Source organism: Micromonospora sp. CNZ280 (assembly GCF_011759515.1).
In genome coordinates this window covers 740,819-766,368 of record NZ_JAAOYP010000002.1, presented here as the reverse complement: position 1 = coordinate 766,368, position 25,550 = coordinate 740,819, and the positions used below count along the sequence as shown (strand labels likewise).

The 25,550-nt window shown below is 72.3% G+C and carries 25 protein-coding genes; 11 read left to right on the top strand and 14 right to left on the bottom strand.

The genetic code is table 11. From position 1 onward, the window contains the following. Positions 1-43: 43 nt before the first annotated feature. Genes FHX32_RS18570 through FHX32_RS18535 form a run of 8 tightly spaced genes read right to left on the bottom strand, consistent with a single transcriptional unit; the run spans position 44 to position 7,631 of the window. The gene (locus tag FHX32_RS18570) at positions 44-235 is read right to left on the bottom strand and encodes a hypothetical protein (protein ID WP_167184526.1); all 192 of its coding nucleotides are present in this window, start codon (positions 233-235) and stop codon (positions 44-46) included. Beyond that, entirely contained in the window at positions 232-945 is a 714-nt protein-coding gene (locus tag FHX32_RS18565) for an N-acetylmannosamine-6-phosphate 2-epimerase (protein WP_167184523.1), read from the bottom strand. The genes FHX32_RS18570 and FHX32_RS18565 overlap by 4 nt, the downstream gene beginning before the upstream one ends. Further along, positions 942-1,862, bottom strand: coding sequence for an ROK family protein (locus tag FHX32_RS18560; protein ID WP_167184520.1), 921 nt, complete (start codon positions 1,860-1,862; stop codon positions 942-944). Before FHX32_RS18560 ends, FHX32_RS18565 begins: the two co-directional genes overlap by 4 nt. Then, positions 1,859-2,701 carry a carbohydrate ABC transporter permease gene (locus tag FHX32_RS18555; RefSeq protein WP_167184517.1) on the bottom strand — a complete coding sequence of 281 codons (843 nt, stop codon included), beginning with the start codon at positions 2,699-2,701 and terminating at the stop codon, positions 1,859-1,861. The genes FHX32_RS18560 and FHX32_RS18555 overlap by 4 nt, the downstream gene beginning before the upstream one ends. Next, entirely contained in the window at positions 2,691-3,638 is a 948-nt protein-coding gene (locus FHX32_RS18550) for a carbohydrate ABC transporter permease (protein WP_167184514.1), read from the bottom strand. Before FHX32_RS18550 ends, FHX32_RS18555 begins: the two co-directional genes overlap by 11 nt. A gap of 8 nt (positions 3,639-3,646) precedes the next feature. Continuing rightward, the gene (locus FHX32_RS18545) at positions 3,647-4,927 is read right to left on the bottom strand and encodes an ABC transporter substrate-binding protein (RefSeq protein ID WP_167184512.1); all 1,281 of its coding nucleotides are present in this window, start codon (positions 4,925-4,927) and stop codon (positions 3,647-3,649) included. A gap of 20 nt (positions 4,928-4,947) precedes the next feature. After that, on the bottom strand, positions 4,948-6,543 hold the full coding sequence (locus tag FHX32_RS18540) for an FAD-dependent oxidoreductase (RefSeq protein ID WP_167184509.1): 1,596 nt from the start codon (positions 6,541-6,543) through the stop codon (positions 4,948-4,950). A gap of 41 nt (positions 6,544-6,584) precedes the next feature. Continuing rightward, positions 6,585-7,631, bottom strand: a complete 1,047-nt coding sequence (locus FHX32_RS18535) for a LacI family DNA-binding transcriptional regulator (RefSeq protein WP_167184506.1) — start codon at positions 7,629-7,631, stop codon at positions 6,585-6,587. A gap of 462 nt (positions 7,632-8,093) precedes the next feature. Between FHX32_RS18535 and FHX32_RS18530 the strand changes: the two genes are divergently transcribed. Beyond that, on the top strand, positions 8,094-9,452 hold the full coding sequence (locus FHX32_RS18530; protein ID WP_208418857.1) for a glycoside hydrolase family protein: 1,359 nt from the start codon (positions 8,094-8,096) through the stop codon (positions 9,450-9,452). A 176-nt stretch (positions 9,453-9,628) separates the two neighbouring features. Here FHX32_RS18530 and FHX32_RS18525 read toward each other — a convergent pair whose 3' ends face one another. Further along, complete coding sequence (locus tag FHX32_RS18525; protein ID WP_167184503.1) at positions 9,629-10,222, bottom strand: TetR/AcrR family transcriptional regulator; 594 nt, start codon at positions 10,220-10,222, stop codon at positions 9,629-9,631. On the opposite strand from FHX32_RS18525, the gene FHX32_RS18520 reads away from it, so the two are divergent. Beyond that, on the top strand, positions 10,176-11,732 hold the full coding sequence (locus tag FHX32_RS18520) for an MFS transporter (RefSeq protein ID WP_486481173.1): 1,557 nt from the start codon (positions 10,176-10,178) through the stop codon (positions 11,730-11,732). The two genes, FHX32_RS18525 and FHX32_RS18520, sit on opposite strands and share 47 nt — an antisense overlap. A 141-nt stretch (positions 11,733-11,873) precedes the next feature. Here FHX32_RS18520 and FHX32_RS18515 read toward each other — a convergent pair whose 3' ends face one another. Then, a complete protein-coding gene (locus FHX32_RS18515) occupies positions 11,874-13,253 on the bottom strand; it encodes a rhodanese-like domain-containing protein (RefSeq protein ID WP_167184500.1) in 1,380 nt (459 codons plus the stop codon). 149 nt (positions 13,254-13,402) lie between these two features. Then, positions 13,403-13,717: a rhodanese-like domain-containing protein gene (locus tag FHX32_RS18510; RefSeq protein ID WP_167184497.1), complete on the bottom strand. Its 315-nt coding sequence runs from the start codon at positions 13,715-13,717 to the stop codon at positions 13,403-13,405. A 164-nt stretch (positions 13,718-13,881) separates the two neighbouring features. Between FHX32_RS18510 and trxA the strand changes: the two genes are divergently transcribed. Continuing rightward, positions 13,882-14,250 (top strand): thioredoxin, encoded by a 369-nt coding sequence (trxA, locus tag FHX32_RS18505; protein WP_167184494.1) that lies wholly within the window; start codon positions 13,882-13,884, stop codon positions 14,248-14,250. A 47-nt stretch (positions 14,251-14,297) separates the two neighbouring features. Here trxA and FHX32_RS18500 read toward each other — a convergent pair whose 3' ends face one another. Both FHX32_RS18500 and FHX32_RS18495 read right to left on the bottom strand, forming a co-directional pair. After that, a complete protein-coding gene (locus FHX32_RS18500) occupies positions 14,298-14,690 on the bottom strand; it encodes a DUF302 domain-containing protein (RefSeq protein WP_167184491.1) in 393 nt (130 codons plus the stop codon). Between the two features lie 70 nt (positions 14,691-14,760). Continuing rightward, on the bottom strand, positions 14,761-15,963 hold the full coding sequence (locus FHX32_RS18495; protein WP_486481172.1) for an NAD(P)/FAD-dependent oxidoreductase: 1,203 nt from the start codon (positions 15,961-15,963) through the stop codon (positions 14,761-14,763). Positions 15,964-16,120: 157 nt separating this feature from the next. Between FHX32_RS18495 and FHX32_RS18490 the strand changes: the two genes are divergently transcribed. The 8 genes from FHX32_RS18490 to FHX32_RS18450 all read left to right on the top strand — a co-directional run bounded on the left by FHX32_RS18490 (position 16,121) and on the right by FHX32_RS18450 (position 23,107). After that, the gene (locus tag FHX32_RS18490) at positions 16,121-16,390 is read left to right on the top strand and encodes a metal-sensitive transcriptional regulator (protein WP_088993193.1); all 270 of its coding nucleotides are present in this window, start codon (positions 16,121-16,123) and stop codon (positions 16,388-16,390) included. Positions 16,391-16,521: 131 nt separating this feature from the next. Next, positions 16,522-17,922, top strand: coding sequence for an MBL fold metallo-hydrolase (locus FHX32_RS18485; RefSeq protein ID WP_167184485.1), 1,401 nt, complete (start codon positions 16,522-16,524; stop codon positions 17,920-17,922). An 89-nt stretch (positions 17,923-18,011) separates the two neighbouring features. Next, positions 18,012-18,611, top strand: a complete 600-nt coding sequence (locus FHX32_RS18480; protein ID WP_167184482.1) for a rhodanese-like domain-containing protein — start codon at positions 18,012-18,014, stop codon at positions 18,609-18,611. Further along, positions 18,608-19,507: a sulfite exporter TauE/SafE family protein gene (locus FHX32_RS18475; RefSeq protein ID WP_167184479.1), complete on the top strand. Its 900-nt coding sequence runs from the start codon at positions 18,608-18,610 to the stop codon at positions 19,505-19,507. The genes FHX32_RS18480 and FHX32_RS18475 overlap by 4 nt, the downstream gene beginning before the upstream one ends. Before the next feature lie 120 nt (positions 19,508-19,627). Next, on the top strand, positions 19,628-20,380 hold the full coding sequence (locus FHX32_RS18470) for a thioredoxin domain-containing protein (protein WP_167184476.1): 753 nt from the start codon (positions 19,628-19,630) through the stop codon (positions 20,378-20,380). Then, complete coding sequence (locus tag FHX32_RS34565; RefSeq protein ID WP_208418855.1) at positions 20,377-21,744, top strand: cytochrome c biogenesis CcdA family protein; 1,368 nt, start codon at positions 20,377-20,379, stop codon at positions 21,742-21,744. Before FHX32_RS18470 ends, FHX32_RS34565 begins: the two co-directional genes overlap by 4 nt. Then, positions 21,741-22,136: a BlaI/MecI/CopY family transcriptional regulator gene (locus tag FHX32_RS18455; RefSeq protein ID WP_167184473.1), complete on the top strand. Its 396-nt coding sequence runs from the start codon at positions 21,741-21,743 to the stop codon at positions 22,134-22,136. The genes FHX32_RS34565 and FHX32_RS18455 overlap by 4 nt, the downstream gene beginning before the upstream one ends. Continuing rightward, positions 22,133-23,107, top strand: a complete 975-nt coding sequence (locus tag FHX32_RS18450; RefSeq protein ID WP_167184470.1) for a M56 family metallopeptidase — start codon at positions 22,133-22,135, stop codon at positions 23,105-23,107. Before FHX32_RS18455 ends, FHX32_RS18450 begins: the two co-directional genes overlap by 4 nt. A gap of 64 nt (positions 23,108-23,171) precedes the next feature. On the opposite strand, the gene FHX32_RS18445 is transcribed toward FHX32_RS18450, so the two are convergent. Continuing rightward, positions 23,172-25,418 carry an ATP-binding protein gene (locus tag FHX32_RS18445; protein WP_486481171.1) on the bottom strand — a complete coding sequence of 749 codons (2,247 nt, stop codon included), beginning with the start codon at positions 25,416-25,418 and terminating at the stop codon, positions 23,172-23,174. Between the last annotated feature and the right edge of the window lie 132 nt (positions 25,419-25,550).

The window sequence follows — 25,550 nt, the reverse complement described above, 5'->3', positions numbered from 1 at the left end:
GGTGGCTCGGACAAGGCGGCGGACGGCGACGGCGGCCGTCCGCTCAGGACAGTCGCAGCCGGGGCTCCAGCGTCACCTCGAAGAGCCGGTCCCACGGCAGCTCGACCGGGCGGTCGTCCAGGGGCACCAGCGCCACCGCCGGCTGCCGGTCGCGCGCCGCGGCGGACGCCGGTCGGCCGGTCGTCGCGGCGCTCAGGCCGGCGGCGCCGGCGGCCAGGAGGGTGCGTCTCCTCATCTGCTCTCCCTGTTCTCCGGGGCGTTCCCCGCGCGGGGGGTCGCCGGTACGAGCCGGCGGGTGATCCACAGTGGCGAGGTGACGGCGTTGCCCGTCACCACCGCGTGGGCGCCGGCCTCGAACGCCCGGCGGATCTGCTCGGTCGTGCGGTACCGCCCTTCGGCGAGCACCGGCACCGGCAGCTGGGTGACCAGTCGGGCCAGGAGTTCGAGGTCGGGCCGGTCGGACCGGGGACTGGCCGCGGTGTAGCCGGACAGCGTGGTCGCCACGGCGTCCGCGCCCGCCTCGACGGCGGCGACGCCCTCCGCGACGGTGGAGACGTCGGCGAGCACCAGCGCGCCGGTCCGCTCCCGGACCGCCCGGACGGTGTCGGCGAAGGTCCGTCCGTCCGGTCGCGGCCGGTCCGTGGCGTCGACCGCGACGATTTGCGCCCCGGCCAGCGCCACCTCGACCGCGTGGGCGGCCGTCGGGGTGATGAAGACGCCGTCCGTGCCGTGCTTGTACAGCCCGATCACCGGCACGCCGACCATGGCGCGGACAGCGCGGATGTCGTCCGGCCCGTTGACCCGGACCGCGACCGCGCCGCCGCGTACCACCGACGCAGCGACCCGGGCCTGGACGTACGGATCCCGCATCGGGTCGTCCGGCTCGTCGGGCAGGGGCTGGCAGGACACCACCAGCCCGCCGGCCAGCTCGTCGAGGGCGTTCACCTGTCTGGTCCTTCCGTTCGTCCCGCTTCGTCCAGGGCCAGCCGGGCGGCCCCGACCACTACCGCGTCGGCCCCGAGCGCGGCGGGCCGCAGCGGCACGTCGGCCCAGCCCGCCGGCAGTTCGGCCGCGTAGGCGGTCGATGCGGCGGGCAGCAGGGCTTCGGCCGCGCCGCCGGCGACCAGGACCGCCTCGGGATCGAGCAGGGTGACCAGCCCGGCCAGGGCGGCACCCAGGGCGGCGCCGGCCCGGTCCAGCACCCGCCGCGCGGCGACGTCCCCGGCGGCCGCCCGTTCCGCCACGGCCCGCCCGGTGACGGGCGAGCCCGTCTGCCCGGCGTACGCGGCGGCCAGCCCGGTGCCCGAGGCGATCGCCTCCAGGTGCCCGTACCGGCCGCACCCGCAGCGCAGCCGCTCGGCGCCCGGGGCCGGCAGGTGCGCGACCTCGCCGGCGGCGCCGCGGGCGCCGGCCTCGACCCGGCCGTCCCGGACGACCGCCCCGCCCAACCCGGTGCCGACGGCGACCAGCAGGACGTCGCGGCAGCCCCGTGCGGCACCGGCCCAGCATTCGCCCAGCGCGGCGGCGTTCACGTCGTTGGTGACCCGCACGGGCCGACCCAGCCGCCCGGCCAGGGCGTTGACGACCGGGGTGCCGGTCCAGCCGGGCAGGCTGTCGGTGGCGTACCGGATGGTGCCGGTCGCCGGGTCGACAGTGCCGGCGGTGCCCACCCCGACCGGTCCGGGGCCGGCGGCGTCGAGGAGGTCGGCGGCCAGCCGCGCGGCGGTGTCCAGGACGGCAGCTGGCCCGGACCGGGCGGGGGTGGCCGCCTGGCGGCGGGCGAGCACGGCCCCGCCCGGTCCGACCAGAGCCGCGGCGGTCTTCGTGCCGCCGATGTCGACGCCGACCACGGGTTCGCTCACCCCTTGAGACCGGTGTGTGCGAGGCCCTCGACGAACTGCTTCTGCGCGATGACGAAGACCACCAGCACCGGCAGCGCGGTCATCGAGGCCGCGGCGAGCTGGACGTCCCACATCGGGCCGCCGTAGGCGTCGACGAACTGGGTGAGCGCCTGCGGCAGGGTGAACTTCTCCGGCGAGGAGAGGAACACGATCGGCTCCAGGTAGAGGTTCCAGCTGTGCAGGAAGGTGAAGATGGCGACCGCGCCCAGCGCGGGCCGCGACAGCGGCAGGGCGATCTTCCAGAAGGTGGCGAACCGGCCGAGCCCGTCGACCCGGGCCGCTTCCTCCAGTTCGCCGGGGAGGCTGATGAAGAATTGCCGCATGATGAAGGTCGCCAGCACGCTCGGTGCGCCGAGGATCGGCACCAGGATCAGCGGCCAGTGGGTGTTGACCAGGCCGAGCCTGAAGAACATCTGGAACAGCGGCACGATCGTCACCTCGCTCGGGATGAGCAGGCCGGCGAGGACGACCAGGAACAGCACGTTCTGCCCGCGGAACCGGATCCGCGCGAAGGCGTACCCGGCCAGGGCCGACACGGCCAGGGTGCCGACGGTGACCACCAGGGCGATGTAGAGGCTGTTCAGGTACTGCTGGCCGAACGGCTGCAACTCGAACACCCGCTGGTACGCGTCCAGCCGCGGGTTGACCGGCAGCAGTTGCGGCGGGAAGGCGAAGATGTCCGACACGGGCTTCAGCGACGAGGTGACCATCCACCAGGTCGGGAAGACGAACGGGGTCGCCAGGACCAGCAGCACCCCGTGGAGCACCAGCTTGGTCCGCGGCGACAGGTCACGACTCATGGAAGACCCACCTCTTGCGCATCTGCCACTGCAGCACGGTGAGCGCGAGCACGATGGCGAACAGCACGATCGACAGCGTGGCGCCGTAGCCGAAGTGATGGAACTGGAAGGCCTGCTGGTAGAGGTAGTAGACGAGCACCGTGGTCGAGGTGCCCGGACCACCCTGGGTGAGCACCGCGATCTGCGCGAAGACCTGGAGCGAGCCGACCACGGTGATGATCGAGGTGAGCAGGATCGTCGGGCTGATCAGCGGTACGGTGATCCGCCAGAACTGGCGCATCCGGCTGGCCCCGTCCACCTCGGCGGCCTCGTACAGCTCGCCGGGCACGCCTTGGAGGGCGGCGAGGAACAGCACCATGTTCAGGCCGACGTTCTTGAAGACCTGCACGACGATGACCGACAGCATCGCGGTGCCGTCGCCGCGCAGCCAGTTCGGGCCGTCCACCCCGACCGTGTCGAGCAGCCCGTTGACCCCGCCGTTGTCCTGCAGCAGGAAGCCCCACACGATGGTCCAGGCCACCAGCGACACGACGACGGGGGAGAAGAACAGGGTGCGGAACACGATCGTCCCGCGCAGTTTCTGGTGCAGCAGGACCGCCAGCAGCAACGCCAGGGCGAGGTTGAACACCACCAGGCCGACGGAGAACAGGCCGGTGGCCCGCAGCACCGACCCGAGGTTGGGGTCCTCCGCCAGGGCCGCGTAGTTGTCGGTGCCGACGAACTCGAACGTGCCGGCGAGCACGTTCCACTCGTGCAGGCTGTACCAGACGACGAGGATCAGCGGCAGGATCACGAACACCGCGCTGCCGATCAGTTGCGGCGCGATGAAGAGGTATCCGGTGAGGTGGTCGCGGCGGCGGCTGGTCCAGAACGGCCGCGCCGGGACCAGGGCGGGCCGGGCCTCGACCGGGCCCACCCTGGTGTCCGTACGGGTCATCGGGTTCCTTACTTCGCGAGCAGCGGCTGGATCTTGGCGCAGACCCCGTCCAGGACGGCCTTGACGTCCGCGTCCGGCTTCCACAGCGGGTCCAGCCCGGCGCGGACCTGCTGGCTGATCTCGGCCTGCCCGGCGTGGCTCGGCTTGACGACGCCGCTGGTGATGCCGTCGATGACGACCTTCTGCAACTGCTCCGGCTTGAGCTTCGGGTTCGTCTTGGCCAGCGTCTCCGCGGTCAGCTGGGACTGGCGCGGCGGCGGGAAGAACTGGGCCAGCTTGGCCGAGTTGGTGGGGTTGGTCAGGAACGCGAGGAAGTCGGCGGCGACCTCGGCGTGCGGGCTCCGCTTCATCACCCCGATGCCGGCCTGCCCGACCACCGCGTACGGCCCCTTCGGCCCGGCCGGCAGGGGCACCAGGTCCCAGGCGAAGCCGTCGTCCTTCAGCAGCGAGGCGCGGGAGATCTGGGTGACCGTCATGGCGGCGTCACCGGCGAAGAAGTCTGCGGTCGTGCCCGGGCCGGGCAGCGCCTTCGTGGTGAAGATCGCCTTGTGCAGGGTGGTCATCGCGTCGGCCATCTCCGGGCTGGCGAAGCCACAGGATTTGCCGTCCTCGCTCCAGGCCCGCGCGCCCCAGCCGGTCCAGAAGGTGGAGAGGTTGTCCCAGCCCTTGTAGTCGAAGTCGCGGATGACCAGGCCGGCCTTGCCGGTGGCGGTCTGGGTGGCGCCGGCGGCGGCCAGTGCGGCGTCCCAGGTCCACTGGCCGGCGGCGATGAGCTCGGCCGGGGTCTTCTGGCCGGCCTGCTTCAGCAGGTCGTTGTTGACGAAGACCCCGAACGGCGAGGTGGAGAACGGGTACGCGTACAGCTTCCCGTCGTGCTGCCAGAGCTTCAGGGTGGCCGGGGAGATGTCGTCGTACTGGTAGCCCTCGGCCTTCTTGAGGGTCTCGTCCAGCGGCAGCAGCGCGCCCGAGGCGACGAAGTCGGGGGCGGAGTTCTCGAACACCCAGGCCAGGTCGGGGGCGTTGCCGCCGGCGATCTGGGTGGTCAGCGTCGTGGTGTAGTTCTCGAACGGCAGCGGGTCGAACTTGATCTCGGCGACGTCGGGGTGGCTCTTGCGGTACTCGTCGGCGATCTCGTTGAACAGCTTCAGGTGCGCCTCGTTGGCCGACCAGACGGTCACCCGGAGGCTGGCCGGGCCCTTCTCCTCGGCCTCGCCGCCGCCGCAGGCGGACAGGGCGAGGGCGCCGGTCAGCGCCGCGGCGACAACGCGTAGGCCCTTTCCTGTTCTCATATCCTTCTCCTCACCGGGGTTCAGTAGCCCGCGATCCGCGGCCAGCGGCGTTCGACGCCGGCGGCCGAGACACGGTCGGTGAATTCGGCCAGCAGGCGGGGGGTGCCGCGGACCGCGCGCGGGGACTCGCCCCGCGCCAGACAGAAGTCGGCGAGCAGACCGGCTACCTCGCCGACGTTCCACTCGACCGGGTGCAGCCGGTAGCTGCCGTTGGTGATGTGCGTGGTGCCGATGTTCTTGCCGGCCGGCAGCAGGTTCTCCATCCGCTGCGGGATCAGCGCGCCGAGCGGGATCTCGAACGGGCAGGAGCCGACGTCGATGTAGTTGTCTCCGCCGGTCGACGGGTGCAGGTCGATGCGGTACATCCCCACCCCGATCGAGTCGGGGTACCGGACGGCGCCGTGGTCGCCCCGTACGGCCAGCGAGAGGTCCTGCTCCACGACCGTGTACTCGGCCCGGATGCGGCGGGACTCGCGGATGTACGGCGCCTGCGCCAGGCCGTCCCGGCTGCCGGTCACGTCACCGCGCAGGCGCAGCCCCGGGAAGCCGGTGCCGCCGTCCGGCCGCGGCGCCTCCGTCTGCAGCCAGTACAGCACCGAGTACGACAGCTCCCGGGCCTTGGCCAGGTGCCAGGAGGCGTTCGGCACGTCGATGACCGGACCCTCGAAGTAGTCGATCATCGGCCAGTTCACCAGGGTGATGTCGCTGCCGTACGACCCGTCGGTGAAGTTGCGCCGGGCCGCGATCCGCCGGAACGTCCACAGGTTGCCGTCGCCGGGGTTGAGCCGCTGGTCGGCGTTGACGCTCAGCGGGTCGTCGTCCGGGTTGGGGGTGAAGCTACGCTCGACGATCTCCAGGGTGCGCGGATGCGGCGACCGCCAGGACAGCAGCCGGTCACCCCAGAAGTCCGGCTTGTAGTCCCGCCAGAAGTCGTAGCCCGCCGGACGGTCGATGGTGTGGTCGCCGTCGACGTGGTCGATCGCGAAGCAGACCGAGACTGCCTGCATGTTCATCGGCTGCGCCGCGGCGGGTGCGCTCGGCTCCCCGGTCTGCGCCTGCGACTCGAACCCGGTGACGTACTCGGTGCCGGTCAGCGGCAGCAGCTCGCCGGTCTCGGTGGCGTCCAGGACGTACGGCGCGGTGACGTCGATCCGGTCGTCGCGGTCCCGGTGGGCCAGCGTGACCCCGGTGACCCGGTCCCCGTCGGTCTCCGCGGCCACCGGCCGGTACGGCTGGAGCACGGTCAACCGGCCGGCCCCGCGGTACGGGGCGAGCATCTGCTCGAGGACGGCGACGGCCACCCGGGGCTCGTGGCAGATCCGGCTCACCCAGCCGGCACCCGGGTTGAGGTCGGTCCAGGAGCGGGAGCGCTCGGTCAGCGGGTAGTAGCGGCGGTAGTAGTCGCGGATGCCGTTGCGCAGGGCGCGGTAGCTGGCGGTGGCCCCGAACTGCTCGATCCAGGAGTGCTCGTCCGGCGGGACGGCCTGGCTGGTGAGCTGCCCGCCGAGCCAGTCGAACTCCTCGGTCAGGATGACGGACCGGCCGACCCGGGCCGCGGCGAGCGCGGCGGCCACGCCGCCCAGTCCGCCCCCGACGACGAGGACGTCCGCACGCATCTGTACCACTTGCTTCCTTCCAGTTGAGCGGCCCGACCGCCTCAGCGGCGGTCGACCGCCGGATCGGGGGTGCCGAGGGTGTCGCCCTCGACGAGTTCGCAGGGGAGGAGTCGTTGCTGCACGCCGGTGGCGCTGCCGTCGATGACGCCCCGCAACACCTCGACGGCCTGCCGGCCCATCTCCTCGCGGGGAATGCGGAACCCGGTGAACGCGATGTCGGTGGGAACCGGCACCGTCGGGTCGCCGAGGGTGATGACCGACAGGCCGCCCGGCACGGTCAGCCCGCGCCGCCGGGTGGCCGACTCGAGCGCCACGGCGGTGGCGAAGTCCTCCACGAGGGCGACGGTCGTCCCGTCGGCGAGCAGGTCGTCGAGGACGCTGTCGGCGTCCCGTGCGGTCGCCGTCAACTGGCGGGCGTTCTCCGCGGTCGACACGGCGACGTCGAACCCGCGGCGGCGGTCCTCGGAGGACTCCGCGGTGCCGCCCATGCTCAGGTAGGCGAGGCGCCGGTGGCCGCGGCGCAGCGCCAGCTCGACGAGCCGGCTCACCGCCGTGGCGTAGTCCGCGCCGACGTAGGGGACCGGCCCGCCGGCGTCGTCGCGGCGACCCACGGCGACGTACGGGTACCCGTCGCGGTTGAGCCGCAGCAGCTCCGCGCCGTCGATCTCGCGTCCGAGCAGGATGCACCCGTCGGCCAGGCGCAACCGGTTGTCCTGGTGGAAGATGCGTCGCCGGCCCTCGACGACGGGTGCGCTGGTGAACAGCAGCAGGTCGCAGCCGACGCGCTCGGCGTACTCCTCGATGCCGAGCAGGAACGGATGGAAGAAGTCCCGGCTGCCGCTGGGGAACGCGGGCTCGTAGGTGAAGACACCGATGATCCGGTTGAACCGGGCGGCGAGCCGGCGGGCCACCGGGTCCGCGGCGTACCCGGTCTCGGCGATCGCCCGCAGCACCCGGTCGCGGGTCTCCGGAGCGATCCGGACCTCGGCGTCGGCCCGGTTGTTGAGCACCAGGGACACCGTCGCCTGACTGACACCCGCCAAGCGGGCGATGTCACGCTGGGTGACGCGTCTGGGGGGAGTGGCCACGACGGGTCCTTCCGGTGGGCTAATGCGTATTAGCGCTCGGGGTTGGCAAGGAGCCTGGCCTGCGCTCGCGCCGGTGTCAAGAGGGTGGGGCGAGATTTCGGCTAGCTGAAGTCCCTGGAGTAATGCGCATTAGCCCCGCCATGGCGGGGCCCCGCCGGCTGGCCCGGCTGACCGACGGGTGAGTGGCAAGGTGGACGGTGCCGCCTCTTGACAGGACGCCGTCCGAGCCCGCAACATTCGAGAAACATAGATGCTAATACGTATTAGCACCGTGGACCTGTCGGACGGTCGACGGTCGAGCCCTCGCGCATCCTTACCCAGCGTCACCGTGTGTCGATCGGCGGCCGTGGCGGAACGATCAGCCGCTGGCCCGGCCGCCGGCGTCGTGCGCCCGGGGACCGGCTCCGACCATCCGACCAGGACAGTCCAGCGTTCGACCGATCCGACCGAAGAGGAAGACGCATGACGAGAGCACCTGTCTCAGTACCCCGGCGCGCCGTCACGGCGGCGACCGGCGCCGGCCTGCTCGTCGCCACCCTGGCCGGTGCCGCGCCGGCCACCGCCGACCCGGCCGTCGACTTCCCGCGGTTCACCTACGCGGGGACCGCCTTCGACAAGAGCACCCTCGGCTACAACCCGACGAACGAGTTCATCTTTCCGAGTGTCATCCGGGCCGCCGACTACTTCCCGAACCCGCTGGGGACGTACTACATGTACTACGCCCCGCACGAGCGGCCCGGCGGGATCGCCCTCGCCTACGCCGACTCGATCGACGGCCCCTGGACCGAACATCAGGCCAACCCGCTGATCAGCAACACGTGGCTGCCGCACTACTCGACCGTCAGCCACGTGTCCTCCCCGCACGCGGTCTGGGTGGAGGGCGAGCGCAAGCTGTTCCTCTACTACCACGGCGAGAACTCGATCACCCGCTATGCCACCTCCGACGACGGCATCCACTTCAGCTACGGTGGGACGGCGGTCGCCCGGGACGGGACGACCGGTGGCGAGACCTCGTACGCCCGGGTGTTCGAGCAATCCGTACCGCGCCTGGGCACCCGCTACCTGATGGTCTTCATGGACAATCCCACGGCGGCGCCGCCCGGACCGACCGGCCCGGTGTCCCGCCGGATCCGCTGGGCGGTCTCCAGCGACGCGCGGACCTGGGCCATTCAGCCCGAACCGATCGTGACCCCGCAGGGCGTCGAGGGGCCCAACGCCTCCGGACCGTTCTTCCTGCGCTGGAACGGCCGCAACCTGGTGATCTTCCACGCCGCCGACGGCAACATGCACGCCGTCGACGTGGGGGAGGACTTCGACCAGGAGATCCACCTCGGCGTGGTGCACGACTCGATGAGCGCCGCACCCGACCTGGGCCGGTCGGCCGCACCGACGTTCTACGTCGACGGACGCACCATGCACATGTACTACGAGGCCGGCGGGCGGCTCACCGCGACGATCGGCCACGCGGTCGCCACGCTGCCCGAGCCGGTGCCGCGGCGGCAGCTGGACTGTTCCGTGGACCGGCCGGTCCTGTGGCCGCCGAACCACGAACTGGTCGACGTGGCCGTTACCGTGGACCTGCGTGACGGCGTGCTCGGTCCGAACGCGTTCGCCCTCACCAGCGTGACCGGTGGCGATGCCGCGGACGTCAGCGACTTCACCACGGGCACGGCGGACACCGCGGGCAGGCTGCGGGCGGAACGGGCCGGCAACGGCGGGGACCGGGTCTACACGCTGACGTACGGCGGCCACGACGAGATCGGCCGACCGGTCGGCTGCAGCGTCACCGTCACCGTCCCGCACGACCAGGGCGTGCGGTAGTCCGACGCCGGTTGAGCCGGTTCGGCGTCCCACCTGGTGCGCCATCGCGCAGGGTGGGACGCCGTCCGGCTGCGCTCGGGCCGCTCGCCGCAAGCTTCTCCGCGAGCTACGCCAGAGGTGGCCGACGAGGGAGGAGTCCGGCATACGCCCGCCGCACCGCCCGGCCCCATGCGTGCTCAGCTGGGAACGCGACCTCCGGGCGGCGTGAAGGCGGCCAGGACGGTCGCTGTGATGAACGCCGCGGCCCGGTCAGGGTCGAGGCGCCCGGCGTTGATCTCGTCGGCGGCGTTGTGCATGACACTGTGCATCACGCCGACCAGCCATGACGTGGACAGGTCGCGGCGGAACACCCCTTCCTCCTGGCCGCGCTCCACGAGGCCTTCGACGCGTTCGACCGGGCCGGCGTGCAGGTCGCGGATCCGGCCGGGTGGAAGGACTCCCTGGGCGGCGAGCAGGAGTGAGCGGGACCGGTTGACCAGTTGCCAGCTGGAGTGGATCAGCCGGCTGAGCGCCTGCCGGGTGTCGCCGGTCAGGTCGACCGCATCGAGTGCGGCGTGGCCCTGTCGGATGGCGCTGGCGAGCGCGGCCTCGACGAGGTCGTCCCGGTTCGGGAAGTGACCGTAGAGGGTGACCCGTCCGACGCCGGCCGCCTTCGCGATCTCGCTGACGCTGGCATCCGGGTTGCGGCTCAGGGCGTTCACCGCGGCCTCGAGTATCGCCGCGATGTTGCGCTGCGCGTCCGCTCGCCTGACCGGCGACCTCGCTGGCATCGGACCCGTCACGCAAACTCCCGTTGTTGAACAGCGTTGTACGAGTTACTGTACCCGACACAAGTCAAACACTGCTGTTCGAATTGGAGGCGACGCCGTGACCGTTCAGGCCGTCGACCAACCGGAAAACACCGCCACCGACCCCCGCCGCTGGCGCCTGCTGGCACTGCTCGGCGTCGCTCAGTTCATGCTCATCCTGGACGTCACCGTTGTGGCGATCGCACTTCCGCACATCGGCGCGGACCTCGGCCTGCAACGCGACACGCTCACCTGGGTGGTCAGCGCCTACACGTTGATGTTCGGCGGCCTGATGCTGCTCGGCGGGCGGGCGGCGGACCTGTTCGGTTCCCGGCGCGTGGTGCTGCTCGGCCTGCTCGTGTTCACCGCCGCGTCCCTGGTCACCGGTCTGGCCACCGAGGCCGGGATGCTGATCGGCGGTCGCGTGGCGCAGGGCGTCGGTGCCGCGATGCTGTCCCCCGCGGCGCTGTCCGTGGTGGCGAGGATCTTCCACGGAGACGAGCGCAACAAGGCGCTCGGCATCTGGTCGGCGCTGGGCGGTGGCGGGTCGGCGATCGGTGTCCTGCTCGGTGGTGTCCTGACCGCCGGGCCCGGCTGGCAGTGGGTGTTCTACATCAACGTGCCCATCGGCCTGGTCGTGCTGGTGGCGCTGGCTCGGATGCTGCCGGCGGAGCTGCCGCACGCAACGCGGGCGCGCCTGGATGTTCCGGGCACCATCCTCGTCACGGCCGCGACGGGCACGGCGATCTACGCACTGATCAACGCCGGCGACCGGGCCTGGTTGAGCGCCGCGACCCTTGGGACCCTGGCCGGTGCGGTCCTCCTGTACGTCCTCTTCGCCGTCGTGCAACGCACCGTGCGGTCGCCGCTGATGGACCTGCGGATCCTGGCCCGTCGGTCGGTCGCCGGTGGCACGTTCCTGATCCTGGTGGCGACCGCGTTGATGATCGCCGTGTTCTTCCTCGGCTCGTTCTACCTGCAGCACCACAAGGGCTACGGCGCGCTGCGGACCGGGCTGCTGTTCCTGCCGGTCGCCGTGGCGACCATCGTCGGTGCGCAGGCCGCCGGTCATGTCGTTGGCCGCCTCGGCGCCCGGCCCGTCGCGATGACAGGTCTCGCGATCGCGGCCCTCGGCACCGCGGTACCCGCGTTCTGGGACGGTTCGGCTGTGGTGGTGGCCGGGATCAGCGCCGGCGCGGCGGGAATCGGCGCCGCCTTCGTCGCCGCCTCCACGACCGCGCTGGGACAGGTCGCCCATCACGAGGCAGGAATCGTGTCGGGTCTGCTCAGCACCTTCCACGAGTTCGGCGCCGCCCTCGGCGTCGCCGTGGTCTCCAGTATCGCGGCGGCGAGCATCTCCGGCAGCGGCAGCATCGGCTTCGCCCGTGGCTTCACCTTCGCCGCGATCGTGGCCGTGGCCTCCGCTGTCCTGGCACTGCTCATCGTGCCGGCCGTGAAGCCAGCCGCAGGCGTTCAAGCCCACGCGCACTGACCGGCCGCAGCCTGACTCCGTTCCCCGGTATCCCGCCGGCGTCCGCAGATCTCTGCTCCTTCTTCTCCTCAGCCGGTACGGACGGGTGACCGAGGGCCGGCGCCCTCGGTCACCCACATTCCCGGTTGTCCCGCCGGGCGGTCAGACGCCGGCGTGCAGCGTCTGCCAGGCGCCGTACCCGCCGAGCAGGTCGGAGACGTCGGTCCGGCCCGCGTTGCGGAGCAGGCTGGCAGCGACGGAGGAGCGGTACCCGCCGGCGCAGTGCACGACGACCGGGCGGTCGGTCGGCACCTCGTCGAGGCGCCGGGGCAGCTCCGCGACCGGGATGTGCAGCGAGCCGTCGATGGCGCCCTGCTCCCGCTCGCCGGCGTTGCGGACGTCGAGCACCACCGGCGGCTCGGGGGTGTCGAGGGCCGCGCGCAGGTCGTTGGCGGTGAGCCGGCTGGCCCGCGCCATGTCGGCGACCATCTCCAGGAAGGCCCCTTCGGGCTCGCGCAGGTAGCCGACGACCTGGTCGAAACCGATCCGGGCGAGGCGTACGACGATCTCCTCCTCGCGGTCCTGCGGGGCGACCACGAGCACCTTGCGGTCCGGCGCGACGACGCTGCCCGCGGTCTCGGCGAACCGGCCGTCGGCGGGGACGTTGATCGCCCCCCGCACGTGGCCGGCGGCGAACTCCTGCGGGTCGCGGGCGTCGATGACCACCGCACCCTCGGCCCGGGCCCCGGCGAACTCCGCGGCGCTGAGCGGCCGGGGGGCCTTGCTGTGGTCGAACAGTTCGCGAGCCTTGCGGTTGAGTACCGCGTCGAACGCGAAGTAGCCGGGCGCGGCCGGCTGCCCGCCGGTGACCAGCGCGAGGAACTGCTCCTCGCTCATCGGGGCGCAGGCGTAGTTGGTGCGGCGCTGCTCGCCGATGGTGGACTGCCGCTCGGTGGAGAGGTTCTTGCCGCAGGCGGATCCCGCGCCGTGTGCGGGGAAGACCCGTACCTCGTCGGGCAGGCCCATGAGCTTGCGCTGCACGCTGTCGTAGAGCATGCGGCCCAGCTCGTCGGCGGTGACGCCGAGCGAGGCGAGCAGGTCCGGCCGGCCGACGTCGCCGATGAACAGGGCGTCGCCGGTCAGCACGCCGTACGGCACGGCGTCGTCGGCACGCTCGTAGACCAGGATGCTGATGGATTCCGGCGTGTGGCCAGGGGTCTCCATGATCTCCAGGGTCACGTCACCGAGGCTGATCCGGTCGCCGTCGTGCAGCTTGCGGCTCGGGTACTCGGTCTCGGCCCGGTGTCCGTAGCCGATCCAGGCGCCGGTGGCCGCGGCGACCTCGAGGTGGCCGGCGAGGAAGTCGGCGTGGAAGTGGGTGTTGACGACCCCTTCGATGGTCAGGCCGTGCGCCCGCGCGTCGGTCAGGTATTCGTCGATGTCCCGACGCGGGTCGACGAGCACCGCACGTCCGGTGGTGTCGTCGGCGACGAGGTACGACGCCTGGGACAGGCAGTCCAGGTAGTACTGGGTGAACAACATGGTGCTGAACTCCTTCGCAGTGATGACCGGCGATGCACCCAACAATAGCGCATACCCACGGGGGTATTCTCTGGGCCGAAGGTCCCGCCCTTCCGGGACTCCGCGCCCAGGTCTGTCAGATCAAGCGGCCCGGCCGGCGACCCTTCGCCTCACGCCTCCACCCCGGTCACCACCGGACGGCCGCTGCGGATCCACCCGCCGGTGCCGCCGCCGACGGAACGGGCGTCGAAGCCGGCACGGGCCAGGAACTGCGCGGCGGTCAGGCTGCGGTTGCCGCTGGCGCAGATGACATACACCGGGCGGCTGCGGGGAAGGTCCCCGACTGCCGCAGGCAGTTGGGCCAGCGGCACCGACCGGGCGCCCGGCACATGACCCTCGACGTACTCGAACGGCTCGCGGACATCCACCACGACGGCGCCCGCGGCGTGCGCGGCGGCGAAGTCCGCCAGGTTCACCTCTCGCATGGTCCCTCCTTCTCTCCATATACCCCTGGGGGTATTGCATCGACCGTAACCCATGGTGCCCGCCCGCGCATTCCTCTCGGCGGCGTGCGCGGCCATCGGGAATATATACCCCCTGGGGTATGTTGCCCGGGCTGGAGAACGCCGTCGAGACACGGAGGTGGGACATGGCGAGCGTGGCATTGACCGCGACCGACTTCGAGGAGATCGTGAGCCGGGACGGGATCGTCCTGGTCGACTTCTGGGCCAGTTGGTGCGGACCCTGCCGCAGCTTCGCGCCGGTCTTCGAAAAGGCCAGCGAGAAGCACCCGGACATCGTGTTCGGCAAGGTCGACACCGAGGCCGAGCAGGGCCTCGCCGCGGCAGCCCAGATCCGGTCCATCCCGACGCTGATGGCGTTCCGGGACGGCGTCCTGGTCTTCGCCCAGCCTGGCGCCCTGCCGGCGGCCGCGCTGGAGCAGGTGATCCAGGCCGTCCGCGACCTCGACATGGACGAGGTGCGGGCGAAGCTGGCCGCGAGCGCGGCCGGCCGCTGACCCGGCCCTCGGCGGGGTGCGGGCCTCGGCCCGCACCCCGCCGGGCGTCAGCGCGACACGGCGTCCAGCGCCGCCCGCAGCCGCGTGGCGGCCTCGTCCGCGACCGTCGGCAACCCGGAGGCGTCGCTGAGCTGCACCATCACCTGCGGGTCCATGGCCTGCACCAGGGTGCTGTCCGGTCCGTCGGCGCGGACGACGACGTTGCACGGCAGGAGAAGCCCGATGCCCGGGTCCGCCTGCACCGCGCGGTGCGCCAGGGGAGGGTTGCAGGCGCCCAGGATGACGTACTCCGCCAGATCCACCCCGAGCTTCTCGCGCAGCGTCGACCGCAGGTCGATCTCGGTCAGCACCCCGAAGCCCTGCTCCTTCAGCGCCGCGCGGACGCGCTCCAGGGTCGGGGCGAAGCCGGCGGACACTCGGATCGTCATCGCATAGCTCATGGTTCTCTCCTCACTTGACATCATGCCGGCCGGCGGAGCCGGCCGGCATGATGCGCCGATGCCGGGCTGCTCAGGCCAGGCCGCGGAGCATCCCGTGCCAGTACATGGCTGGCAGGCCGTAGCGCTTGAGCAGCCACATGTCGTAGCGCGGCCGCATGGTGTCCAGGAACGGGAAGCTCGGCCTCGGCTGGTGCTCGTAGTCGAACTCGGCGAGCAGCATCCGGTTGCGGGCGGTGACCAGCGGGCAGGAGGTGTAGCCGTCGTAGTGGCCCGGCAGCGGTTCGCCCCGGCGGGCCGCGAGCAGGTTCGCCACCACGACCGGCGCCTGCTTGCGGATGGCCGCCCCGGTCTTCGAGGTGGGCAGGTTGGCCACATCTCCGAGCGCGAAGACCTCCGGCCAGCGCTCGCTCCGCAACGTGTGGCGGTCGACCTCCAGGTAGCCGAACGGGCTGCCCGGGTCGGCCAGCGGGCTGCCCTTCAACCAGTCCGGAGCGCTCTGCGGCGGTACGGCATGCAGCAACTCGTAGTCGATGGTCTCCGTGGTGCCGGACCCGTTGTCGGTGATCACCGCCTGGCGGCTGGCGCCGTCGACCTCGACGAGCTGCGACCCGTAGCGCACCTCGATGCCGTAGCCGGCGGCGACGCGACTGAGGACCCTGGCCCAGTCCGGCTGGCCGAAGATGGTCGCCGTGGGCAGTACCAGGATGATCCTGATCCGGTCCCGCACGCCCTGCTGGCGCCACCAGTCGGCCGCCAGGTAGGCGATCTTCTGCGGTGCGCCGCCGCACTTGATCGGGCCGGGCGGCATGGTGAAGATCGCGGTGCCACCGCGCACCGCCCGGATGAAGTCCCAGGTGCGGGGGGCGAGGTCGACCCGGTAGTTGCTGGACACCCCCCGCTGGCCCACCGACTCGGCCAGGCCGGGCACCGCGTCGAAGTCGAGTTGGAGCCCTGGTGCCATGACCAGCTGGCGGTAGCCCACCGTCCCGCCCTCGCCGAGCGAGATGCTCCGGTTGTCCGGATCGACCCCGACGGCTCGGTCGCGGACCCAGGTCACACCCTTGGGGATGAGCGTCCGTTCCGGCCGTGCGGTTTCCGCCGTGGTGGCCAGGCCGCCACCGACGAGCGTCCAGAGCGGCTGGTAGTAGTGGTGCGTGGCGGGCTCGATGAGGGCGATGTCCTCGACGCCGGCTCGGCGCAGTCGTGCCGCCACGCTGATGCCGGCGGTGCCACCCCCGACGATAACCACCTCGTGTTGCTGTCTCGCGGCCACGGAACCTCCTGGGTTGACGGGTCGGCCGCCGGCAGCGCATTCGACGGCGGGAATCCACCGGCGGCCCTCGCAGTTGAGCATACCCCGGGGGGTATATCCGGACCGGCTGGCAGAGCAGGTACCCCCTGGGGTATGTTGGAGTGCGGGAGGTAGTGCGGTGAAGCTTCGACCTGAAATGACCAGCGAGGCCCTGACCCGGCTGAAGCGGGCGCGCGGCCAGCTCAACGCGGTCATCGAGATGATGGAGAGCGGTCAGGACTGCCGTGAGGCACTGACTCAGCTCGCTGCGGTGTCGAAGGCGATCGACCGCGCGGGCTACAAGATCATCGCTTCGGGCATGCGGCACTGTAACGCCGCCCGTGACCGTGGTGAGACGCCGGAGATGACCGAGGAGGAGCTGGAGAAGCTCTTCCTGGCTCTGGCCTGAACGGAAGATGACCTGACCCACGCCGGGTAGGCGCGGCGTGGGCGGGTAGGCGTCTGCCGAATCGAGTCGGCGCAGAATTCTGTTTCCTGTATACCCCCCCGGGTATCTAGAGATTGGGAAGGAGAACGGCAATGGCAGTAGAGGTGTCCGTCATCGCGACGTCCTCGCTCGGCGACCGCAGCTACCTGGCCTCGGACGGGCAGGTCGGCATCGTGGTCGATCCGCAGCGCGACATCGACCGGGTCCTGTACCTCGCCGGCGCGAAGGGGGTGCGGATCACCCACGTGGTGGAGACGCACATCCACAACGACTACGTCTCCGGCGGACTGGAACTGGCCCGGGTGACCGGCGCCCACTACCTGGTTGCCGCGGCCGACGAGGTCGGCTTCGCACGTCGTCCGGTCTCCGACGGCGACGTGGTGCCGGTCTCGGACGGCCTCCGCCTGCGCGTGGTCGCCACCCCGGGCCACACCTTCCACCACCTGTCGTACGTCCTCGACGAGGCCGTCGACGGTGACTGGCGCCCGGCGGGCGTCTTCACCGGCGGGTCGCTGCTGTTCGGCACGACCGGACGCACCGACCTGCTCGGCAAGCAGCACGCCCACGAGTTGGCCCACCACCAGCACGCCTCGGCGCAGCGGCTGGCCGACCTGCTGCCCGACGGGGCGCAGGTGTGGCCGACGCACGGCTTCGGCAGCTTCTGCTCGGCGAGCCAGGCCGACGCCCCCGAATCGACGATCGGTCGGGAGAAGCAGGCCAACCCGGTGCTGCGCCTCGCCGCCGACGAGTTCGTCACCGAGACGCTCGCCGGGCTCGACGCCTACCCGGCGTACTACGCCCACATGGGTGTGGCGAACTTCGCCGGCCCAGCCCCGGTGGACCTCACCCCGGTGACCCGGGCCGACGCCGCCGCGCTGCGCGAGCGGATCGCCGCCGGCCAGTGGGTCGTTGACCTGCGGCACCGCAAGGCGTACGCGGCCTCGCATCTGGCCGGCACGGTCAGCCTCGGGCTCGACGGTCCGATGTCCACCTGGCTCGGCTGGCTGATCGACTGGGGCGTGCCGATCACCCTGCTGGCGGAGACGCCGGAGCAGGTCGCGGACGCCCAGCGCGAGCTGGTCCGGATCGGCATCGACCGGCCGGCCGCCCAGGCCACCGGCGAGGCCGAGCGGTGGGCCGCCGAGCCCGGCCAGCTCCGCGAGCTGCGGATGGCCGACTTCCCGGCGCTGGCCGCCGCCCACGCGGGGAACCTCCCGGCCGGCCTGCCGGCCCCGGACGTGGTCCTCGACGTGCGGATGACCAACGAGTGGCGCGCGGGCCACATCGAGGGCGCGGTACACATCCCGCTGCCCGACCTGCCCAAGCGGCTCGCCGATGTGCCCGCCGGCGCCGTGTGGGTGCACTGCGGCTCCGGCTACCGAGCCACCGCGGCGGCGTCGCTGCTGGCCAACGCCGGCCGCGAGGTCGTCGTCATCGACGACAAGTTCGACCGGGCCGAGGCGGCCGGCGTCGCCATGGCCGACAACGCCTGACCCGTGTCCGAGCCCGGCCGGCGTCATTGCGCGCCGGCCGGCACACACCCCTGCCGTCACATCCACCGGTTCTTTCTGAAAGAGGAGTTATGAGCACTTCCGAGACCACCAGCCCGGCCACCCTCGACGCCACCACGCTGCGCGAACTGATCGCCGCCGGGCGGCCGCCGCGGCTGCTCGACGTCCGCACCCCGGCGGAGTTCGAGACCTCCCACATCCCCGGCGCCTACAACGTTCCGCTCGACCTGCTGAAGGAACACCGCGAGGAACTGCGCAACCACCTCGACGAGGACGTCGTCCTGATCTGCCGCTCCGGTGCCCGGGCCACCCAGGCCGAGCAGGCCCTCGCCGGGGTCGGCCTGCCGAACCTCAAGGTCCTCAACGGTGGCATGCTGGCCTGGCAGGCGGCGAACGCCCCGATCAAGCAGGGCAAGCAGCGCTGGGACCTGGAGCGTCAGGTTCGCCTCGTCGCCGGCTCGATCGTGTTGGCCAGCGTCCTGGGCTCCATCTTCGTGCCCGGCCTGAAGTGGGTCGCCGGGTTCATCGGCGCAGGCCTCACCTTCGCCGCTGTCACGAACACCTGCGCCATGGGCATGCTGCTCGGCAAGCTGCCGTACAACCGGGGCGCCAGCTGCGACCTGGACACCATCGTCGGCCAACTGCGGGACGGCACCGGGGAGCGCGCATGAGTGCAACCCTGCTGTTGACCGTCGCGCTGGCCGTCGCCATCGGCATCAGCCTCGGCCTGCTCGGCGGCGGCGGCTCCATCCTCGCCGTACCACTGCTGGTCTACGTCGCCGACCTGCCGGCCAAGGAGGCCATCGCCACCTCGCTGCTCGTCGTCGGCGCCACCAGCGCCGTGGGAATGCTGCCGCACGCCCGGGCCGGCCGGGTCCGGTGGCGCACCGGCCTGATCTTCGGCCTCGCCGGCATGACCGGCGCCTACGCCGGCGGCCGGCTCGCCGAGTTCATCCCGGCCGGCATCCTGCTCACCGGGTTCGCGATCATGATGCTGGCCACGGCGGTCGCGATGATCCGCGGCCGGCGCTCCGCCGAGGGCAAGCCCGCGCCGCACGAGCTGCCGGTCCTGCGGGTGATCCTCGACGGCGTGGTGGTCGGTCTGGTCACCGGCCTGGTCGGTGCGGGCGGCGGATTCCTGGTGGTGCCCGCCCTGGCGCTGCTCGGTGGCCTGCCGATGCCGGTGGCGGTCGGCACCTCGCTGGTGGTCATCGCGATGAAGTCGTTCGCCGGCCTCGCCGGCTACCTCTCCAGCGTGAGCATCAACTGGGGACTGGCCGCCGCGGTCACCCTCGCCGCCATCCTCGGCAGCTTCGCCGGCGGCCGGCTGGCCGGGAAGATCCCCGCGGATGTCCTGCGCAAGGCGTTCGGCTGGTTCGTCGTGGTGATGGGCGTCTTCGTCCTCGCCCAGCAACTGCCCGGCGACCTGCGGAGCAACCCGCTGCTCTGGGCCGGCGTCGGCGGTGCCGCCGCCATCGCCGTGGCGCTCGCCCTGGGCGGCAGGCGCAGGTCGGGACCGCGCGAGCCGATGGCATCGGCGACGGCGGGATCCTCGTCCCGCCGCTGATCCCCGGTCACGAGGGACGTCCGGCAGCTTCGGACGTCCCTCGTTCCTACTAATTCTTCTAGTACTAGACTTCTTAGTACTAGCGTTAATAGTAGTAGTGATCCCGTGGATGGAGGAGACGTGCCAGGTACGACGAAGCCGTCGCGCAGGAGTGACCGCCGGACGACCCCGATCCGCCGCGCGGCCGGCTGGCTGGCTCCGGTGGTGGTCATCGCGATCGTCGCCGTGCTGGCGATCCTCGCCCGGCCCGCCGACCAGCCGGCGGCCCCCAACGACGGGGCCACGGCCGCAGGATCGGGCGGTGGTCAGGAGGCGAATCCCTTCGCCGCTCTGGCCCGGCGGACACCCGGCGACCCGCTCGCGCTCGGCGAGCCGGACGCCCCGATCGTGATCATCGAGTACGCCGACTTCCAATGCCCGTTCTGCGGGCGGCATGCCCGGGAGACCGAACCGAAGCTGGTCCGGGAGTACGTCGACAAGGGTCTGGTCCGCATCGAGTGGCGCGACCTGCCCTACCTCGGCGCGGAGTCGACCGACGCGGCCGCCGCCGGGCGCGCCGCCGCCGCACAGGGGAAGTTCTGGGAGTTCCACAGCGCCGTGTACGCCAAGGAGCGCCGGGTGAACAGCGGTTCCCTCGACGAGGGCGCGCTGCGTGACATTGCCGCGCGGATCGGGCTGAACCTCGCCAGGTTCGATGCCGATCGCGGTTCCGCCGCTACTCGGGCCGCCGTCCTGCGCGACCGGCAGGAGGCGACCTCGATGGGTCTCACCGGCACTCCGGCATTCATCGTCGGCGACACACCCGTCATCGGCGCCCAGCCGTACGAGGCCTTCAAGCAGGCCATCGACGAGCAACTGGAAGGGGTGAAATGAGCGACATCGGCTACCTCGCCGCCCTGCTGGGCGGAGTCCTCGCCCTGCTCAGCCCGTGCAGCGCCATGCTGCTACCCGCCTTCTTCGCGTACGCCTTCCAGCACCCGCGGCAACTGCTCGCCCGGACCGGCGTCTTCTACCTCGGCCTGGCGGCGGTCCTCGTACCCCTCGGCGCCGGTTCCTCCGTCGTGGCCGGCGCCTTCTTCCAGCACCGCGACACGCTCATCCTGGTCGCCGGCTGGTCGATCATCGCCCTCGGCGTGATGCAACTGGCCGGCAAGGGCTTCGCCTTCGGGCCGGCGCAACGGTTGATGGGCCGCATCACCGGCGAGTCCCCGCTGTCGGTGCTCGCCCTCGGCGCGGTCTACGGGCTCGCCGGGTTCTGCTCCGGCCCGATCCTCGGCGGGATCCTCACCGTCGCCGCCACCTCGACGCGACCCGCTACCGGCGGCGCCCTGCTGGCCGTGTACGCCCTGGGCATGACGGCGCCCCTGCTGCTGCTCGCCCTGGTCTGGGACCGATGGCGCATCGGCCAGCGGCGCTGGCTGCGCGGCCGTCAGTTCTCGCTCGGACGGCTGCGCCTGCACACCACCTCGACCGTCTCCGGGCTGATCTTCGTCGCCCTCGGCGTGCTCTTCCTGGTCTTCGACGGCACGGCGGCGCTGGCCGGCGGCTTCGGCCTGACCGACATCGAGGGCGCCGCGCAGGAGTGGGTCACCGCGACCGTCGGCGGCGTACCGGATGAACTGGTCCTCCTCGTCGCGGGAGCGGCCGCGGTCACCGTGCTGCTGCTGCGCCGGCGTGCTGCCCGCACGCCGGACACCGATGCCACCCCACCGGCCCGGGCCGGAGTGGCCGGGATGACCGTCACCACCGGCCCGGCGGCCTGGCCGGCGCGACGGTGGGTGGCAGCGGTCGCTGGCGCCGTGACGACGACGGTGGTGATCGCCGTGCCCACCGACCTGATCGACACCCCGTACTTCAGCCGCGACGTGGCCGTCACCTGGTGGGCCTGGCCGGTGCTGGTGGTGACCGCGGCGTTGTCCGGGCTGCTGCTGGCGACCTATGTCGCTGCCGGCGCTGGAACCGGCGAGACAGCGGTGGGCCGTGGGGAGCCGCGGACCGGCGTGCTCGGGGCGACCCTGTCCCTGTTCGCGGTCGGCTGTCCCGTCTGCAACAAGATCGTCCTGGTCGCGCTCGGCTACAGCGGCGCGATGAGCTGGTTCGCCCCGGCGCAGCCCGTACTCGCCGCGGCCTCCGTCGTCCTGCTCGCCTGGGCCCTGCGGCGTCGGCTCGCCGCCGAGCGGGCCTGCCCGGCTCCGGCCACGTCGGTGCCGACCGCCGCCGGTAGGGTCGACCGGTGAGCCGACCTCGACGGACGGACCCGGGCAACGACCGCCCGCTGGGTCCACTCGAATCCGCGGTGATGAACGCGTTGTGGGAGGCGCCGGGTCCGCTCACCGTGCGGCAGATGGTCGACGCGATGGCGGACCGCGGCCTCGCCTACACCACGGTGATGACCGTCCTGGACAACCTGCACCGCAAGGGCTGGGCGGAGCGCGACCTCGCCGGCCGCGCCTACCGCTACCGTCCGAAGACCAGTCGGGAGGAGCACGTGGGACGGCTCATGGCGGAGGCGCTCTCCTCGGCCGCCGACCAGCAGGCCGCACTGGCCCGGTTCGTCGACGCCATGACGGTCGAGGAAGCCGCCGCCCTGCGCGAGCTGCTTCAGCGGCGCGGAGAGCCCGACTCATGACCAGCCTGGCACTGCTGGGCTGGGCGGCCGCGGTGGTGACCCTCGCCCGCCCCGTCCTCACCGCACCGTGGTTGGCGTCCCAACCACGGCTCGCGGTGTGGCTCTGGCTCGGCGCGGAACTCTCCGTCACCGGCGCCGTCCTCGCCGCCGGGCTGCTCGTCGCCGTACCTCCGGCCGCGCTCGCCGCGGGCCTGGCCGGCATCGTCGCGGCCTGCAAGCAGGCGTTGGCGGACCTCGGCGCACCCAACGCGACGCTCGCCGTGGTCGGACTGGTGGCCACCTCGGTCCTCGCCGCCCGCCTAGTGGCCGCTCTGGTCGGCACGTTCACCACCGCCCGGAGCTGGCGTCGTCGCCACCGCGCCGCACTCCTACCCCTGGCCAGGCAGGACGTCGGTGCGGGTTGGACGGTCGTCGAGCACACCGCGCCCGTGGTCTACTGCCTGCCCGGCCGCCCGGGGCAGGTCGTCGTCACCAGCGCCGCGCTCGACGCGCTCACCGAGGCCGAGTTCGCGGCCGTGCTGCGGCACGAGCGGGCGCACCTGCGCGGCCGACACCATGTCCTCGTCGCCCTCGCCGTCGCGTTCCGTCGCGCCCTGCCAGGGCTGCCGATGGCTGGTGCGGCCGAGACGGAGATCCGCCGGCTGGTGGAGCACCTGGCCGACGACCGGGCGAGCGAGCGGCACGGCCGGCACGCCGTGGCCACCGCCATCGTTCAACTCGCCGACCGTACTCCTCGGCACGCTCTCGGGGCGGCCGGCGCCGCCGACCGGGTACGTCGGATGCTCGCCCCACCGACCCGACCCCGGGCCCGCCACCGCCTCGTCGCCGCCGGTGCCATCGGGCTGCTCCTGGCCGGCCCGCCGGCCGTGGCGGTGGCCTCCGCCGGCCTCGCCGTCGAGCACGCGAGCTGCTCGACCAGTTCCTCGCCGCCGACGGCCGGTCCGGCCGCCAACCGCTCGACCACCGGGTGAACGACTCGCCTGGACCCGGTCGGTACGAGTGACGCCGGACGAGCAGCCGCCCCGCGGCGCTGGCTCAGCGGGCGGCGAGCAGCTCGTCCCGCGCCGCGCCGGCGAGCTTCTCGTCGTGCTGCCGGCCCAGTTCGCGCGCGAGCTCGACGGTCCGGTCGAGCAGTGCCAGCGCCTCGTCAGGGCGACCCGCGGCGCGGCACGTCTCGGCGTAGGTGTGCAGGAAGTCGATCTCCAGCTGCACCTCGGCCAGCGGCTCCAGCAGCTCGAAGGCCCGCCGGTGGTGTGCGAGCCCCTCCTCGGGTGAGCCCATGAGCCGCCGCGCGACCCCGAGATAGTTGTGGCACAACGCCTGGTTGTGCTGGAGGTTGTGCTGCTCGGCCAGCCGTAACGCCTCGTGCAGGGTACGCAGCGATTCGGCCGGGTCGTCCGAGGCCAGGGCCACACCGAGGGTGACCAGCCCGGTGATCTGCGCCGGCCCGTCCGCCAGGGCGACGGATGCCCGGGCGAGTTCGACGGCTTCGCCGGGCCGCCCGAGGCGCAGGGTCACCCATCCGTCGAAGGCCAGCGCCTGGGACTGCCCGGCGCGGCGTCCGAGCTTCTCGAACAGCGTGCGCGCCCGCCGGAAGTGCGCCTGCGCCGCTTCGAGGTCACCCAGATCCCGGCGGACGAGACCGATGCGCAGCGCCAGCGCGGCGGCGGCCTCGTCGTCCGGCCCCGACCGCTCCGCCGATTCGTAGGCGGCGAGCGCCTCGGCGAGGCGTCCGGCGGCGGCCCGGGCGTAGCCCAGGTCGGCGAGCAGGGCGGCCCGTTGCCGGTGGCGGCCGAGCCGTGCCGCGGCGGCCGCGGCCCCGTCGAGCAGGCGTACCTGGTCGTCGGTGCCGCGGTGCCGGAAGAACCAGACCCGCATGGCCTGCGGCAGTTCGGCTACCACCTCGTCCAGACCGAGCCGCACGGCGGCGTCGAAGCAGGCCACCAGGTTGGCGTACTCGAGGTCGAACCAGGCCATCGCCTTCGCCGGGTCTCCCGGCGCGGGCTGCGGGCGGTGCGGCGAGGGCAGCGTCCGGTCGTGGGCGACCGCCTGCGCCAGGTAGTGCCGCAGGACCCGGTACACGGCGGCGTCGGCCTGGGGCTCCTCGTCGGCGGCGAGGTCCGCCGCGTACTGCCGGATCAGGTCGTGCATCCGGTACCGCCCGGGCGAGGGCTCCCGAACCAGGTGGGCGTCGACCAGTTCCTCCAGCGCTGCGCCGACCCGGCCGGGCGGCAGGTCGGTGAGCGCGCCTGCCGCCGCCGCGTCGAAGTCGGCGCCCGGCAGGACGCCCAGCAGCCGGAACACGCGGCGCTGGACCGCGTCGAGCTGCCGCAGCGACATCCCGAACACGGAGTCGAAGCGGTTGGTGGTGTCGGCCAGCCGCTCGGCCAGCACCGCCACCGTCCAGCCCGGGCGGTGACGAAGCCGGGCGCCCGCCATCCGGAGCGCCAGCGGGAGCCCGCCGCACTGCGCCAGCACCTGGCCGACCGCTTCGCCGTCGGTCGGCGTGAGCCCGGCCGCCCGGCCGAACAGGTGCGCCGCGTCGTCATCGGTCAGCGGTTCCAGGGACACCGGCGGCACCCCGTCCAGGCTGACCAGCCGGTGGCGGCTGGTGATCAGGACCGCGGACTTCCCGGCTCCGGGCAGCAGCGGGCGCACCTGCTCCGCGTCGACCGCGTTGTCGAGCACGACGAGAACCCGCCGGCGGGACAGTTCCGACCGCCAGAGCGCCGCGCGTTCGGCGACGCCGGCCGGCGGGTGCGTCACGTCCAACGCGGCCAGCAGCCGGCCCAGTGCGGACTGCGGATCCAGCGGCTCCTGGCCCGGAGTGAAGCCGTGCAGGTCGAGGTAGAGCCCGCCGTCCGGATACGTCGCGGCGAGCCGATGGGCCACGTGCACGGCCAGGCTGGTCTTGCCCACCCCCGCCATGCCGTCGATCGCGACCGCGGCAGTGGTGTTCAGCAGCTCCTCGACCAGCGCGGACTCGGCTTCCCGGCCGGTGAAGTCGAACAGGTCGGCCGGCAGGTCGTTGCGGCGCGGGGCGGGCGCCGCGCCGGCCCGGTACGCCTCGGCCCACCCCGCGCGCAGCGGCCGGGGATCGCGGCCCACTGCCCGGCACAGCGCCACGACGGCCTCCCACGGCGGCACGAGCTGACCGGTCAGGTACCGCGACAGCGACGAACTGCTCAGCCCCGCCTGACCGGCGAGGGCACGCAGGCTGAGCCCGCTCAGCTCCTTGATCCCGGCGAGCTGAGCCACCAGTCGCTCCTGGGGGCTGGACACCTGAAACACCGTACCGTCCCGGCCCACGACCCCGGATCGGCGACCTGTTTGCGCTGCTCGACCCGCGTCTGGGTGTCCCACGGTGTCCCACGGACGGCGCGCGATGCGGCCCGCCGCTGATCGGATGACTCC